This window comes from Microbacterium hydrocarbonoxydans (assembly GCF_023715885.1).
In the GTDB taxonomy this organism is placed as follows: domain Bacteria; phylum Actinomycetota; class Actinomycetes; order Actinomycetales; family Microbacteriaceae; genus Microbacterium; species Microbacterium hydrocarbonoxydans_C.
In genome coordinates, this window is record NZ_JAMBOY010000001.1 from 789,486 (window position 1) to 804,298 (window position 14,813).

Genomic DNA, 14,813 nt, shown 5'->3' on the forward strand with positions numbered 1-14,813 from the left:
CGCCGGATCTCGAACGTGCTCGGGCGGCAGGCATGGCGCGGTTCGCTGTGGACTTGTCAGTTGTCGAACACCGGCCCCGGCGCGAGGACTCCTCCTCCTGCTACGGTCGCGGCCGCTCGGCAGCTCAGTGGCTTGCTTCGACCGGGGATGTGTTCTCCGCGACTCTCTCTCACCGTTTACCCTGCGGCAAATTCGGGGGATCTCGGCAGCTTCTCCAGAAAATCTTGATGTCACGGTCGGGCCAAGGCTTCTGCCAAGGTCTGAACGCGCCGTTTCACCAGTCGGGAGTAAGGGGCCTGGTCGATCTGCCAAGGTGACCAAGTGCAGAACGTAGCCCTGTAGAGATTTCAGAGGGTAGTGAGGTCCCCTTTACTACTTACTTACTTTTGATCTCTCATATGAACTACCTACTACTTGGCAACCTTGCCAACAGCCCCCAATCCCTTGAAAACACTGGGGAAACTCCAGCCAAGGTCTCCTTGGCTGGAAGCTGACATTTTCGTCGGGCCGGAGATCCGTCCGCACTAGATCAGCCGAAATATTTTGAACGATCCGGTGCGGGCGCATCTACGGTGGGTGCGTCGGCGAGACGTCGATGGTGCTCAACGAGTTATGGATCTCGACGGGATCCGCCCCGGTCACTAGTGTGATCCCGAAGGGGACAACCGGCATGATCCTTATCGGCCTCGCGGTGGGGGTGGCGATGTCCATTGCGGTTCAGGCCGCTGCGGATGACCTGGCGAGCAGGCGCAACTCACGCGGCGATCAGGCGTGAACGGGACGAAGGATCGTCGTCGAGCGACGGTTGTCACGACCTCGACGAGGTCCAACGGGGTCACTAGTCTGACGACAGAAGGGGGCGGTCGGATGTGGGATCTGAGACCGGAGCGAGCGCGCCAATTCACTTCAGCGGTTGCGGGCGCCCGAGCGGGTCACCCTCAGGTCGTATGCATCGACGGCGATTCGGGCATGGGGAAGAGCTCGCACCTCCGACGGCTCCTGGATGAGGCAGACGGCTTCCGCATCCTCGAGGCGTATGGGGATCCCGCGACGTACCGTCCGCCGTTCGGCGTCCTGCAGCAGTTCGGGGTCGACCGCACAACTGCTGACGACGGGTCATTGTTGAGTCCGGCCATCGTCGCTCAGTCGCTGCGCCGACTCATCGACGAGATGAGCCGCGATGATTCTCTGGTGCTGGCCGTTGATGATGCGCAGTGGGCGGATGAGGAATCCATGGATACGCTGCGGCTGGTCTTGGAGCGCCTCTCCGGGGACCGGCTTCTCGTGGCTGTCGCGAGCCGACCGTTACGAAACGGAGAACATGTCCCATGGCGTCGGTTCCGCGACCGTCCGGGCGCTGCGACTGTCCTCACCCTGTCGGGTATCGGACTCGATGAGGCCGAGGCGATGATGCCCCGCTCGACCGGATCAGACACCGTACGACACACCGTCGCCGAACGGCTCTGGCGGCACACGGACGGCAACCCGATGTACCTGAGGTCGTTGCTGGCGCAGTACTCCGTTGAAGACCTCGCAGATGCCACTGAGCTTCCCGCGCCCGCTGAGGTCGCACGCGATTTGGATGCTCGCCTTTCGGCGGTCGACGTCACCGCAGCACAACTTCTCCGCGCAGTGGCTGTTACCGGGTCATCCTGGCTCGACCGCTTTGACGCGGCGGCCATCGCAGACGTGGATGATGCGTCATCCGCGCTCGAGGTCTTGCTAGGCGCAGAGCTCCTCGTGGCTCGGTCAGGCGGGCCACTGACCGACGTCCGGATCGTTCATGCTCTCGTCCGCGCGGCGGTCTATCAGTCGATGCCGGCCGAGGAGCGACGGCTTCGCCACCGACGCGCATCCCAGGTTCTCGCATCCCCCATGCGTCGGTTGGAGCACGAGGTCGCTGCCGCGAACGGCAGAGACGACGAGTTGGCGCGGCGCCTGGAGAAGGCCGCAGTGGACGCGCAGGCTGCGGGCGATCATCGCCGCGAAGCGCAACTGCTGCACTGGGCGTCCCAGCTCAGTCAGTCAGTGGTGGATCGGGAGCGACGATGGTTGGATTCGCAGCTCGCGACCGTGCTAGCCCGAGACGTGCATGCGGTTCGGGCACGGTTGAGTGATATCGCGTGGGCCTCAGATGTTCCTCGGCGGACCGTCGTCATGGCGATGCTGTTCATCGCCGAAAGCCGCATCTCCGAAGCTCGACGACTCCTCGAGTCGGTCAACGACGACGACGTGGAAGTTGCTGACGACGTCACCCGGCTGCGCGTCCGCGTCCTCATCGCCTGGACGATGCTGGTGTCCGGCTCGTCGACGGACCGCATCGCCGCTGTCATCAAGAGCCTTCCGAGAAGCGCTGCCGGAGACCGCATCGTCGGCTCGTACTACGTCCGCACCGCCGGTCAGGTCGCAGGGCGGGAGGACGACTTCGACCTTCTCGCGCTCGATTTCGACGCGGTTCCGCTGGTCGCCCAGGACACCCCCGTCCAGGACACCAGCAAGCTGGGTTGGCGCGGGGCAATCTACTCCATGTGCGGGTTTGCACGGGAGGGTCGGCGGGATCTGTCCGAGGTCGTGGCGCGCATCAGAGATGGACGAGTGGACGCGACAGGTGGTGTCGATCAAGCACTGTACGGCTTCGCCCTCTGGCAAGACGGCGAGCTGGACCGGGCCAACATCGAATTCGATGCCGCGACGAAGATGGCGCTCGACCGGCTGCAGCCGCTCGTGCAGGCCTCTCTGCCGCTCGTTCCTGCGGTGCGCGGCGACTTCGAACGCGCCGACAGACTTCTCGACGATGCGGAAGCCGTGCTTCGCGACCTACCCTGGCGTGAGGCAGTCTCCGTCCTGATGATGGCTCAGGTTGTGCGGCTGCACGCCGGTCAGGATGCAGCCTCGCGCAGCGGCTATCTCAGGCGCGTCGAGGGGGTATTCGGGCGGGATTGCGCCTCGCCCTCGCTTCCGTCCGGCGCTATCTGGCACCTTCACATCGCGCTAGCGCGGCTGTGGGCAGGTGACCCTCATCCGGTTGAGGAGCACCTCCGCGCCATCGAGCGGGACATGATCGTGCCGGACTGGGCGCGATGGGCGCGCCCGTGGCTCACCGGTCTTGTGGCCGAGGCTGCCGGAGATGCGGCCGCGGCGCTCCGGCTCCTGCAGGAAGCGACCACCCTTTTCAACGACGAGTTGCCGCTGTACCGCGCCCACGTGTTCGCTGATCTCGCGCGTATCGCCGCCGCGCGGATGCCTGCCGTCGCCGCCGATGCGGCGACGCAGGCGCGAGAGCTCTACACGGGTCTGGGTGCGGCACCGTACCTGACTACGAGCGCCACGGCGGAACAGACAGGAGCTGAAGCACCCGCCGACGTGTTCGGTGACCTCAGTGAGCGGGAACGCGAAGTCGCCGCGCTTCTGGTCGCCGGCCTCAGTTACGCCCAGATCGCCAGCGAACTGTACGTGACCCGCAGCACTGTCGGTTTCCACCTCGGCAACATCTACGCGAAGACAGGCGTGTCCACCCGGCATGCGCTGACACAACTCGTTCGCGGATAGACCACCCCGGGCACCGGGTCGAAATGAACAGGTGCCTACTGTTCGTCGCCATGCAGGACTGGTGGTTGCGTCCAGTCACCGGCACGCCGTCTCCTTCCACACTGGATTCATCGAAGGCGCACACACGCGCCGCGCCACTGAATCTCCGTCGAAGGACACATCGTGAACCCTGTCAGAATCATCCTCTCGCTCGTACCGCTCGTCGCCTACGGGCTGCTGTCCCGTTTCCTCGTTCCCGGGTGGGCGGCGCTGATCTGCGCCGTCCTCGCCCTGCTTGTCGTGCTCACCGACCTGCGCGGCGGGATCAAGCTCGTCCCCCTCACCGGAGCGGTCATGCTCTCCGGCCTCGCCGTCATCGGCTTCGTCGTCAGCCCCGACGCCTACCCGTTCCTGGAGGCGTACGCCCACGGGATCGCCGTCCTGCTCGTCGGCCTCGTGATCCTCGCGACAGCCTCCACCGCCCCGTTCACCGCCGCCTATGCCAAGCAGAGCGTGCCCGAGCAGTACTGGACCTCCCCCACCTTCCTCAGCACCAACCGGCGCATCAGCACCGCCTGGGGACTCGCCGTCACTGCCATCGGCGTCGCGCACCTGATCGCCGGAGCCATCACCGCCTCCGGTGCCTCCCTCCCGATCATCGAAGCGCTCCTGAACTGGGGAGTCGAGATCTGGGTCATCATCCACGCCTACATCTACACCCAGCGCACCGCCGCCGCAGCCGGACACGACTCGTCCACCGCTACAACCGCCTGACTCTTACTCACCCATCCGAGGACACATCATCATGCACGCACACACCACCACAGACGTCCAGCCGTTTTCCGTCAACCCTGACTTCGACTTCGAGATCCGCACCGCCATCGGTCGCACCGCCGCCGGAGCTGGCGACCCCGGCGAGATCCTCGCCGCCACCGAGCAGGTCCGCAAGAACGACCACGAAGGCTGGTTCGACGCCTGGAACGCTCTCGCAGACCGCACCGCGCAGACCGCTGACACCGCCGCGTCTCGCGGTCACACCGTCAGCGCCGCCGACGCCTACCTCCGCGCATCCGCCTACTACGCCGTCGCCGTCAACGCACTGAGCAGCCTCGACGACACCACCCGGCTGCAGCCCACGTTCGCGAAGCAGCAGACCGCCTGGGGCGGGTTCCTCACCCACACCACCGCTAACATCACCGCCATCCAGATCCCCTACGAGAACGACGCCCTCCCGGGCTACTTCTTCCGCGCCAGCACCTACGGCACCGCCCCCACACTCATCGCCGTCAACGGCAGTGACGGATCCCTCGCAGGGCTCTGGGCGTCCTGCATCCAGCCGGCCCTCGCCCGCGGGTACAACGTCGTGGCATTCGACGGTCCCGGCCAGCAGAGCCAACTCTTCGACAAGAACGTGCCGTTCCGCCCGGACTGGGAGCATGTTCTCACCCCCGTCCTCGACCACACCCTCACCCTGGACGGCGTGGACGCCGCAAAGGTGGCCGTCTATGGCATCAGCCAGGGCAGCTATTGGGTCACACGGGCTCTCGCGTTCGAGCACCGGTTCGCCGCCGGCATCACCGATCCCGGCATCGTCGACGTCTCCACCTCCTGGACCAGCCGCCTTCCACACAGCCTGCTCACCGTGCTCGACAGTGGCGACACCGCCAAGTTCGACAAGGAGATGGCATTCGGGATGAAGTTCTCCCCGGACACCGCCCGCACTTGGGCGTTCCGAGCACGCCCCTACGGCACCACCGGCTACGGAGAGACCATCCGGGCCGTCCGTGCGTACACCGTCGCAGACGTCGCATCCCAGATCACCACACCGCTGCTGATCCTGTCCCCTGAGAATGAGCAGTTCTGGCCCGGACAGGCAGAGCAGCTCGCGGACCTCACCAGAGAGGTCTCCACGGTTATCCCGTTCACCGCCGCCGAGGGCGCCGACGGGCACTGCCAGCCCATGGCCCGTGCTCTCACCGCCCAGCGCATGTTCGACTGGCTCGACGAGCAGCTCACCCACTGACCGCACCTCTCATCCACGGAGTTCACCTTGAAACGACCTGTTCGCACGGTCCTCGCCGCCCTTGCCGCCGCCGCCCTCACCTTCAGCGGCACCGGTGTCGCCCTCGCCCAGACAGCCGATGTCACGGCCAGCCCCGCCACCATCCAGGTCGGCGGAACCTCCACCATCACCGCCGCCGGCCTCGGAAACCTCGAGTCCGCCACCTTCGGACTGGATGCCACACCCGGCGGACTCTTGATGGTCGAGGGCGGCCCTGCCTCCACCTCCGTCAAAGCCGCCGTCGTAAATGGACGCGCGACTGTCGAGTTTTCCGCAACCGAAGCCGGCACCTTCACAGTCGCCGTCAGTGACGGTGAGACGCCCGTCGGAACAACGACCATCACGGTCACCGGCGCCGAGTCAGGCGGTGGCGCCACGACCGTCGCGACAGTATCGGCATCGCCCGCAGACATCGACACTGGAAGCACGGCCAGCATTACCGCTGACGGCCTTGGAAACATTCGCACCGCGACGTTCGGCCTCGACAAGAGCACCGGCGCGACGCTGTCCATCACAAACGGGGAGCCATCGGCATCGGTCGATGTCACCGTATCCAACGGACAAGCGACGGCAGAGTTCACCGCGACTGCGGCCGGTACCTACACGGTCGTCGTCACCGACGGCGAAACCGTACTCGGCTCCACGACCGTGACCGTCGCCGAGGCGTCACCTGTCGAACCCACGCCGGCGGTCACTCCGACCGCAAACACCGACAACGCCAATACCGGCCTTATCGTGGCGGTCGTCGTCATCGCCCTAGTCGTCATTGCCGCAGCAATCGTGATTGTGGTCATCGTTCGGCGACGGCGTGCTGGCGCCCGGGGACCAATTCGATCCACTCGCGACTAGGCGATCTAGAGCAAAGGGTGCGCGCTGTGTCGAGCGTGCACCCTTTCGCTTCCCCCGGGAAAATCGTTTGGAGCATTCCCTTGTTCCGCTCGACGTACTCACGCATCTGAGTGCGGCGAGCGGAATCACTCGCAGGAAATCGACTGCAGTGTTCTCGGCATCCGAGTGCGGACACATACGGTGGAGTGGTGCGTGATGCGAACTCGATGCTGTGGAACATTCGCGTCAGTCAGCCCATGGGCCAGGTGGAACTCGCCGAACGATCCGGCGTTTCTCAAGCTGTCATCTCGGGGATCGAGAGAGGCCGCGTCACCCCCTCCGCCGAGCAGAAGACCGCACTCGCAACTGCACTGCGCGTTCCGCCTGCCCTCCTCGACCATCGGCCTGTGCCCCCTCGCGTGCTTGCCCCGCTGCAGCGCTCCCTCCCGGCGCACGCACGCAATCGCCTGAACGCCAGCCTTGCTCTGGGGGATTTCCACGTCGGGCGGATCTTGGGCGCGGGCACCTTCGAGTTGCCCCGTGTGGAACGCCAGGCCGATCCTCGTCAGGTCGCCGGCCTCGTGCGCCTCGCGTGGAGAATTGGCGACGGCCCGATCCCGGACATGGTCGAACTGCTCGAGGAGCGTGGCGTCGTCTGTCTGATGCGTGACACACAGGCGATCCGCCGCGGCGTCATCGGCAGTTGGCCCCGCGACCACCGCCCTCTCGTTTTCCTCGGCGCCCGCGCAACGAGACGAGCTCGCCGCTGGTCCCTAGCGGTCGAGCTCGGATTCGCCATGATGCACTCCGACGAGCGCACAGCAGAAGCGTTTGCCGCGGAGCTACTGATGCCCCATCAGGATGTCGACTGGCAGAGCCGCGGATTGCTGGGGGTTGAACATCGCGGACCGCTGAGCCTTCTCCGAGTCGCGGAGCTCGAAACCGAATGGGGAGTGCCTGCGGAGGTGCTCGTGAAGTATGCGCGTCGCATCGGCGCCATCAACGCCACTCGTCATCGCGAGCTCATCAGCGCGGTGCATTTCATTGGAACGGACACCCCTGACGCGCGAGGAGAGCAGCCCCAGACTCTGGCGCGAGCCGTCGGCGCTCTCGTAGCGGAGGGTCGCTCCCGCGACCAGGTTGCGCGCGATGCCTTGCTCGACCCCGCCACGTTCCGGGCCGACTACTTAGCGGGTAGTAGTTCCTAGCGTCGGGAACGAGGTCTACGCTGACCTCATCGACGAAGGGCAGGTCATGGACGAATCCGCAGTGTCTCCTCAGCCTGAGCCCCGGGATCCGTGGCGCGACATCGTCGGGCCCTGCCGCAGGTCTGAGTCCATCGGTCGCGTTCTCGGGCTGAGCGACGCGGAAGTACGCCGGGCCACTGAGTCCTTGGAGCTGCTCGCGGTAGTCACCGACGAGGGGACCACGCTCTACCCGGACTTCCAGATACACGAAGGTCGCGTCGTCGATGGCCTTCAGCAGGTCCTTGCGATCCTCCACACCGGCATCGACGACCCTTGGACGTGGACGCAGTTCCTGAACGTGGCGGTCTATGACGAAACGGAGGGCCGGGACGTGCGATGGATTGAGGAGATGCGAGCGGGGCGTCTGGAAGCGGTCCTCAACGATGCGCGGCACACCGCATGGGCGTGGAGTTCGTAGGCCACCGCTCAGTCGTAGCTACGATGCACGTGCCAGCCGTCGGCGCCCTTGAAGACGTCGAACACCAGCGACTTGCCGTCCTCATCAGTTGCTTGGAAGCGCCAACCGTAGAGACCGCGATGCTCCTCGAGCGGAGCGGTCCAGAGCGAGTCGCGCAGCCGGGTGGGAGTATCGGACACTTGCCAGCGTCGTCCGCAGAACACCATCCGGGTAGGGATGTCGTTGACCATCCATATGGTTGCGGGTGGGTGTGGCGCCGTAGTTCGCATGCATCGAGAATAGAACATAGCTTCGAATGTTGCTAGTCTGATGCTCGGCCGAGGAAGGTGGACGGCATGGGGTCGAGCAACCGGTTGGCCGCTCACTTCGACATGCGCGCGCAACACCGCGAGATCCTTGCCGCCGCCCGCTCGGGCCCCCTCCAGTCGCTCACCGAACGCGAAGTCGATCTCCGACATCAGCCGCTGACCACCTACCCGCAGCCCTATCAGCGCGTGCGGGCCTGGGTGCGCTTCGGGCCGCGGGCTATTCGCGTAGACGCGAAGCTCGCACGATCAACGCCGATGGCGGCCGGCATTGAGTTCCGGGCTGAAGAGACCACCTTCCGCTGTTGGGTGTGGGGGAATGCGATCACTCTTGATCCAGAGGCCTTTCCCTGAGCGCAGTCATGCCGTGCCGGTCAGCTCGGTGAGCAGGGATCTGATCACAGACGAATAGTCCTGCAGGCTCTCGAGTCCGCCACGGTTGCCGACCGCGGGGTTGGGGACGCAACGCAGCGTGGGAGCGACTACGCGCGCAGTGTCGCCTCTCTCACCGAACGTCACGAGCAAGATCCACCTCGGCGTCCGGGGTATGAGGCCCAGCGATGACGTTCGCTCAGGGGCGAGGAGTCTTCCTCGTTACTCATCGTCGTCCTTGATGGGGCGCCGCGTATGCCGGCGGCGGACGTCTTCAATGATCTCGTCCAAGGTTCGGCGTCCGTCGATATAGTCCTTTGCGTCACGGAGCGCTTCAGGTGATGGCGGGAGTCCGTCAAGGACTCCCGAGTGCAGTGCTTCCGCAGCACCATTCGCGCGCTTCTCATGTGCGATGTGGTCGTCCTCCCACTGCTCGGCGAGTCCGCGGATGATGGCGAGGTGAGGTGTCGCCATCTTCAAGGTACGCATGTCAAGTAGAGCCACATTCCAGTTCTGTCCCTCACGGCCAAGGCTCGCGACCCGGCGCCCGTCCGCGGTCCTTCCTCCCGCCGCAACATGCATATGCCCGTGCGCAAGCAGCTCGGGGCGTACGGCATCCCAGACCTCGCTGATCCGTGCACGCGAGGCTGCGGACGCCTCGAGCGCGCTCGCTGGAAACCCGTCGGGGTTCCTCTGCAAGATCTCCCGGACCTTGCGGATGGGGGTGTCAGCTGGGGACTCGTGGCTGAGCATCAGGTCCGCGGGGCCACCGGCGATGGCCGCGGCTACATGCTTATCGGTGATGGCCTCGTCGGGCCACCATGTGAGCCCTTCGATCCGAGATTCGCGGTCAACCGACGCCGCCCCGCCGAGTGAGAGGACGCTTCGGCCGCCGATGGTCAGGCGCGCGGGGCGAGCGAGCAGCCAGACGATGTCGGAGACACGGATCGCTGCCCCAGGCTGCTCTGCGAAGAGTGGGGTGATTTCGCCCCACGGTTCATGGTTGCCAAGCGTGACGTAGATGCGGTTGATGTGAGTCTCGGCGAAGATCGCGTCGGTCTCAGCCGGCGGCATCCACCAGTCACCGAGATGCAGGAGCGTGGTCACCTCCGGCGCCAAGGTTGGAAGCGCACGCGACACCATGCGGGCCCAGCCGACGTTGCCGTGCCAGTCGCCACACACGGCTACGCGTTGATCTGGCAGCGCGATGTGCTCGGCGTACTCACGCGCTTTCATTGTGATCCTTTTGCCCGAGGGCGTCGATCTCATGCGATGTCATGGCCGCGAAGATACTCCGCAATCACCCCACGAAATAGAGCTTGCGATGCACCACCTTTGCGGATATCATTCCGCAGCATGAACCATCAGTTCATTCCTGCGCGGCGAGGTGGGCGACCGGCCCTCGTCGTGATTCTCCGTCTCCGGTCACGCGCCAGCCCTCGAAGCTGATTTGAGCTCCGTCGCCGAGTGCACGCGCTCGGATCTGCGACCGGGCCTCAACGGAACGGCGTTTATCGCCGTGCAAACTGCGCTTGAGTCGCCGTGACAGTGCGGCGTAGTTCCCCTCGAAGGAACCACACATCGAGCTGCGCTCCAACGAGTTCACGCAGGCGTCCGATGTCCTCGAGCTGCATGACCACGCGCCCGCTCAGCACCTTATGCAAGCGGTCGTAGGGAACCCCGAGCGCTTCTGCCAAGAGGGTGATCTTCGGCTGATCGGAGTGGGGCATGTACAGGTTCTGCACTCCGTAGCTGATCTGATGCTGCGTCTTGGCGGCGCTTCGTCGCGCCCTGACGCGCGCATCACACCCGGGTTCGAGGGCCACCCAGTCGATGTTCTCCATCTGTCCGAACTGGCGCGGGGTCACAGCGAACTGTCGCGGGACGTAACGGGGGTTAGACACGGATTTCGCACCTCAGCGAGCTAGGGAGAGCCAAAAGACATATGCCAAAGCCAATAGACCTAAAAGAGTGCCGATCTGACCCTCCAAGCCAGAAGGAACGCGCATACAAACCTCATGAGCAAGAACACAGGCATCAGAAAGTCGCGAGGCGACGGATACGACCGTATCGAATGGCTCGACGCGGCGGGCAACAAGCACGCCGTTCGGGCCGACAATCCCATCACCGCTGCCGAGGTCATCCCGGGAGAGCGCACGCGTCGACCGGGTAAGTACCGCGGTCAGGCGACCTACCAGGGCCGCTACTGGTGCGCCGGCATCGAGGGTCACGTTTTCCACGAGTCCATGGCGGAGTTCACCGGACTCATGCTTATCGACCACCTCTACGACATCGTCCAGCTCTTCGCGCAGCCGCTGCTGCTCACCTTCGCGGACGGGACGTTCCACTACCCAGACTTCCTGGCAATCGAAGCCGACGCCACCCGCCACCTCGTCGACGTCCACCTGCAGACACTGACCACGCCGGCACACGAGCTCGCCTTCGAGCAGACCCGCAAGCTCTGCGAACGTCTCGGCTGGCGTTTCACGGTCATCGACCAGCTCGACGACATCGTGCGCTGGAACCTCGAGGCCATGGCCCGCTATCACCATCCGCGCTATCTGCCGACAGCCCAGCTGGAGAAGCAGATTCTCCGGGCGGCTGCCCGCACCGCGACGTTCGGAGAACTCCGCGAAGCCCTACGCACCAATCGTCCCGGCGAGCACATGCCCGCCATCTACAACATGCTCTGGAACCGCCACCTTCACATCGACATCACCAAGCCCCTGACCGACCTCACCCCGCTTTCCGCCTGAACCAACCCATCCAACAAGGAGATTCAAAATGACCATTCCCCGCACCGTCGCCATCGGCGACACCCTCGACCTCGAGGCCGGCGCCTTCACCATCGCTGGCTACGGCAACGGAGTGTTCCGGCTCCGGGACGACCTCACCAACCAGTACGAGCTCATCCACCACACCGAACTCAGCCGCCTGCTCCCGCCGGGACAGGCCACGGACACGAACTCGAAGTCGGTCGCCGAGTCCACCCTCTCCGAGGCGATGGCCGGACTGACCGATGAGGCACGGTTCCTCATCCCGCACCTGCAGGAGCTGGTTGACGGCTCGCCCGCGGTCGGAGACGTCCCACGCGAGCAGTACGCCCTCGGCATCCCGATGGGTACCCGCCTCCTGTCGAAGTGGAAGGAGCTCACCGACGGGGGCTTCGACATCTCGCCCGACACGCTGAAGCGGCGCATGCAGCGCTACCGCAAGGCGGGCGTCGAAAGCCTTGTCGATGGCCGCTCCGTCAGGCGGCAGACCGCACTCGGGCGGGCTGACAAGAGGGTGACGGATGCGCTGGCGGAGGTCATCGCCGGCTACGTCGGGCGTTCGAGCCCTTCGTACACGCGGGTCCGGGTCGAACTGAAGCAACTGTTGCTGACTCAGTACCCGAACCCGGAAGCGCGCCCGTCGGTGCCGTCGTTGTCCACGGTCAAGCGGTATGTGGCAGCGCTCGATGGCGAGAACCCGACGACGCCGGCGCGGCGACGCGAGACCAACGCGCTCGCGCCGACCCGACAGCACAAGCCGCGGCTCGTGTCCGCACCCGGCGATGAGTGCCAGATTGACACGACCGTCTTCGACGCGTTCGTCCGCCTCCCCGACGGGAAGGTCTCCCGCCCCTTCCTCACCATCCTCATCGACAAGCGCACCCGCTCCATCATCGCGTTCAACTTCACGGCCGACGCACCTACCGGCTACGACCACGCTGTGCTCCTCGCCAACGCCCTCGTGCCGCGCAAGCTGCGCTCGTGGCACACCCACTACGACACGCTCTCGCTCCCGCGCATGCCGTGGTCCGAGTACCTCGACGAGGAACAGCTCAAGGAGTACGACACCTTCCGGCCGTACATCTTCCCGCGCCGCATCATCACCGACAACGGTCAGGACTACAAGTCCACCGTGTTCCGTCTCGCCTGCGACCGCTACGGAATCCACCTCACCGAGGCGCCCCTGAAGGCACCGACGAGCAAGGCGCACGTCGAGCGTCACTTCTCGACCGTCAACACGATGTTCGCCCAGTACCTCCCCGGGTACGTCCACAGCAACGTGCAGTCGCGTGGAGAGAATGCCGGCAAGGAGAACGTGCTGAAGCTGGAGGAGGTCGCCGAGCTCTTCGACCGCTGGCTGGCTATCATCTGGCAGAACCGTCGACACGACGGCCTCGTCGACCACCTCCAGCCGAACCTCCGGCACACCCCGAACACCATGTTCGCCGCGTCGGTCGAACTGCAGGGACACTTCGTCGTCCCGTGCGCGGAGGACGACTTCATCGCGCTCATGCCGAGCGTCGAACGGACCATCCAGAACGACGGCATCGAACTCAACGGGCGCATGTACGACAGCCCGCACCTGGCGGCCCAGCGAGGCATCCGAAACTCCGACGGTTCGAAGAAGAAGTTCGCGGTCCACTTCGACCCGGCCGACATCACCCGTGCCTGGGCCCGCGTCGATACCGAGTGGGTCATGTGCACCTGGGTGGCGAAGGATGGCATGTCCCGTCCGCTCGAGCGCACCCTCAACGAAATCGCTCACAGGCTCACGACCGCGAACACCGGCTTCAAGAATGACGAAGCGGACGAGCTGATGGTGCGGCTGCGCGACGAGTTCGTCGCCCAGCAGGAGGCTGAGGCCGAAGCGCGCGTGGCGGCTGCCAAGGCCGAAGCCGCAAAGGTCAAGTCCAGCGACGTGCTGGAAAACGTCCGTGCCGGGAACGGCGACGACAGCTTCGACAACCCGATGGACCTCACCGTCGGCTGACCCGCAAGAAACAGACAGGACAGAAGCATGTTCCACAATCCCAACGAAGCCGCGGCGGTCGGCCACTTCAACCGCCGCGAGGCACTCGAACACCTCCTCGAGAGCTACAGCGCGCCGAAGACGGAGACCGTCACGGTCGAGCAGTACAAGAAGTGGACGCCGGCCAAGCGCATGGCATTCAACGACCGGCGTAGCGCCCGCATCGCCGGCTCCATCGTCATCGAAACGCCCTCCATCAGAGAACTCAAGCTCGAATGTCGACGTGCGGCTCAGTTCGCGAACCGCGCCGTCGGACGTATGGGGGTCATCCTCACCGGGCCCGCGACCATGGGCAAGACGACGGCAGCCCTGCGCGTCATGGTGGGGACCTTCCAGCGCCACGTCCAGCGCTACCCCAATTGGAGGGAGCTCGGCCACATCCCCGTGGTGTACATCGAGATTCCCAGCGGCGCCAACGGTAAGCGCGTCATGGGGGCGTTCCTCGATTTCTTCGGGGAGCCCGCGCCGAACCGAATGACACTGGAAGAGCGCACGCGCATCGTCACGTCCATCCTCACCGCGAGCAACACCTCGCTCGTCGTCTTCGACGAGGTCCAGAACCTGTCCGGCGTCTCCAGTCATGGCCGGTTCGAGGCCGCGCAGTCCATCAAGAACTTGATGAACAGCGTGCGCAGCGTCCCCCTGTACGTCGGCATCAACCTCGACAAGACCGCGTTCACCAACAACGACCTCGGTGCACAATTCTCGAGCCGCAGCCGACTGGTGAAGCTGGGAAAGCTCGACATCAGCACCCCCACGGGTCAGTCCTTGTGGGGTGGAGTCATCCAGGGATTCGAGCGACAGTTTGGGCTCCTCAATCACCCCGAGAAGACACTCCTGACGGCGGAGAACGCGCGGTACCTGCACACTCGCACGCGCGGTTCGCTCGGGGCGCTGTCTCGGCTCCTCTCCATCGCCGCGCTCGACCTCATCGACGCCGACGACCCGGAAAACGAGCGCATCACCATCGAGCAGCTCGAAGACATCAAGCTCGACCTGACCACCGAGCGCGAACTCCTGGGGAGCAAGGACAACGTCGGAGTCAGCCGGCGTGGGAAGGGGGCACGTCGTGCTGCCTGAGCTGAGGAAGCTGCCCATGCGGGTCCGCCCCGTAGCCTACGAGACGGTCGCGAGCTACGCAGACCGCCTGCGCGACGCCAACTTCATCGGCCGCACCACCTGGTCGCTCTGGTTCAACCCTCTCGTGCGCGCTCACGGCGGAGACGAGATGGAGGCGAAATCTCAGCTGC

13 protein-coding genes are annotated in these 14,813 nt (G+C 65.0%); 10 read left to right on the forward strand and 3 right to left on the reverse strand.

Going from position 1 to position 14,813, the window contains the following annotated elements; all coding sequences use genetic code 11:
• The first annotated feature begins 867 nt into the window (after positions 1–867).
• The 6 genes from M3195_RS03725 to M3195_RS03750 all read left to right on the forward strand — a co-directional run bounded on the left by M3195_RS03725 (position 868) and on the right by M3195_RS03750 (position 8,083).
• Positions 868–3,549, forward strand: a complete 2,682-nt coding sequence (locus M3195_RS03725; protein ID WP_251585203.1) for a helix-turn-helix transcriptional regulator — start codon at positions 868–870, stop codon at positions 3,547–3,549.
• Between the two features lie 162 nt (positions 3,550–3,711).
• Positions 3,712–4,302: a hypothetical protein gene (locus tag M3195_RS03730; RefSeq protein ID WP_251585204.1), complete on the forward strand. Its 591-nt coding sequence runs from the start codon at positions 3,712–3,714 to the stop codon at positions 4,300–4,302.
• Between the two features lie 31 nt (positions 4,303–4,333).
• On the forward strand, positions 4,334–5,551 hold the full coding sequence (locus M3195_RS03735; RefSeq protein ID WP_251585205.1) for an alpha/beta hydrolase family protein: 1,218 nt from the start codon (positions 4,334–4,336) through the stop codon (positions 5,549–5,551).
• A 27-nt stretch (positions 5,552–5,578) separates the two neighbouring features.
• A complete protein-coding gene (locus tag M3195_RS03740) occupies positions 5,579–6,439 on the forward strand; it encodes a hypothetical protein (RefSeq protein WP_251585206.1) in 861 nt (286 codons plus the stop codon).
• 188 nt (positions 6,440–6,627) lie between these two features.
• On the forward strand, positions 6,628–7,626 hold the full coding sequence (locus M3195_RS03745) for an ImmA/IrrE family metallo-endopeptidase (RefSeq protein ID WP_251585207.1): 999 nt from the start codon (positions 6,628–6,630) through the stop codon (positions 7,624–7,626).
• A gap of 46 nt (positions 7,627–7,672) precedes the next feature.
• A complete protein-coding gene (locus M3195_RS03750) occupies positions 7,673–8,083 on the forward strand; it encodes a hypothetical protein (protein ID WP_251585208.1) in 411 nt (136 codons plus the stop codon).
• Positions 8,084–8,091: 8 nt separating this feature from the next.
• Here the strand turns inward: M3195_RS03750 and M3195_RS03755 are convergent, their stop codons facing one another.
• Complete coding sequence (locus M3195_RS03755) at positions 8,092–8,262, reverse strand: hypothetical protein (protein WP_251585209.1); 171 nt, start codon at positions 8,260–8,262, stop codon at positions 8,092–8,094.
• 156 nt (positions 8,263–8,418) lie between these two features.
• Between M3195_RS03755 and M3195_RS03760 the strand changes: the two genes are divergently transcribed.
• A complete protein-coding gene (locus M3195_RS03760) occupies positions 8,419–8,742 on the forward strand; it encodes a hypothetical protein (RefSeq protein ID WP_251585210.1) in 324 nt (107 codons plus the stop codon).
• A 240-nt stretch (positions 8,743–8,982) separates the two neighbouring features.
• Here M3195_RS03760 and M3195_RS03765 read toward each other — a convergent pair whose 3' ends face one another.
• The gene (locus tag M3195_RS03765) at positions 8,983–9,996 is read right to left on the reverse strand and encodes an antitoxin VbhA family protein (RefSeq protein ID WP_251585211.1); all 1,014 of its coding nucleotides are present in this window, start codon (positions 9,994–9,996) and stop codon (positions 8,983–8,985) included.
• A 275-nt stretch (positions 9,997–10,271) separates the two neighbouring features.
• Entirely contained in the window at positions 10,272–10,628 is a 357-nt protein-coding gene (locus tag M3195_RS03770) for a hypothetical protein (protein ID WP_251585212.1), read from the reverse strand.
• Between the two features lie 150 nt (positions 10,629–10,778).
• Here M3195_RS03770 and M3195_RS03775 point away from each other — a divergent pair, with 150 nt between their 5' ends.
• Genes M3195_RS03775 through M3195_RS03785 form a run of 3 tightly spaced genes read left to right on the forward strand, consistent with a single transcriptional unit; the run spans position 10,779 to position 14,643 of the window.
• Complete coding sequence (locus M3195_RS03775; protein ID WP_251585213.1) at positions 10,779–11,516, forward strand: TnsA-like heteromeric transposase endonuclease subunit; 738 nt, start codon at positions 10,779–10,781, stop codon at positions 11,514–11,516.
• Between the two features lie 28 nt (positions 11,517–11,544).
• Positions 11,545–13,524 (forward strand): Mu transposase C-terminal domain-containing protein, encoded by a 1,980-nt coding sequence (locus M3195_RS03780; RefSeq protein ID WP_251585214.1) that lies wholly within the window; start codon positions 11,545–11,547, stop codon positions 13,522–13,524.
• A 27-nt stretch (positions 13,525–13,551) separates the two neighbouring features.
• Positions 13,552–14,643 (forward strand): TniB family NTP-binding protein, encoded by a 1,092-nt coding sequence (locus M3195_RS03785; RefSeq protein ID WP_251585215.1) that lies wholly within the window; start codon positions 13,552–13,554, stop codon positions 14,641–14,643.
• The last annotated feature ends 170 nt before the right edge of the window (positions 14,644–14,813 follow it).

Bases quoted from the DNA above. Each gene is read 5' to 3' on its own strand.
- M3195_RS03725 (WP_251585203.1), top strand. From the start codon at position 868: ATGTGGGATCTGAGACCGGAGCGAGCGCGCCAATTCACTTCAGCGGTT.
- M3195_RS03765 (WP_251585211.1), bottom strand. From the start codon at position 9,996: ATGAAAGCGCGTGAGTACGCCGAGCACATCGCGCTGCCAGATCAACGC.
- M3195_RS03735 (WP_251585205.1), top strand. From the start codon at position 4,334: ATGCACGCACACACCACCACAGACGTCCAGCCGTTTTCCGTCAACCCT.
- M3195_RS03785 (WP_251585215.1), top strand. From the start codon at position 13,552: ATGTTCCACAATCCCAACGAAGCCGCGGCGGTCGGCCACTTCAACCGC.
- M3195_RS03760 (WP_251585210.1), top strand. From the start codon at position 8,419: ATGGGGTCGAGCAACCGGTTGGCCGCTCACTTCGACATGCGCGCGCAA.
- M3195_RS03780 (WP_251585214.1), top strand. From the start codon at position 11,545: ATGACCATTCCCCGCACCGTCGCCATCGGCGACACCCTCGACCTCGAG.
- M3195_RS03750 (WP_251585208.1), top strand. From the start codon at position 7,673: ATGGACGAATCCGCAGTGTCTCCTCAGCCTGAGCCCCGGGATCCGTGG.
- M3195_RS03775 (WP_251585213.1), top strand. From the start codon at position 10,779: ATGAGCAAGAACACAGGCATCAGAAAGTCGCGAGGCGACGGATACGAC.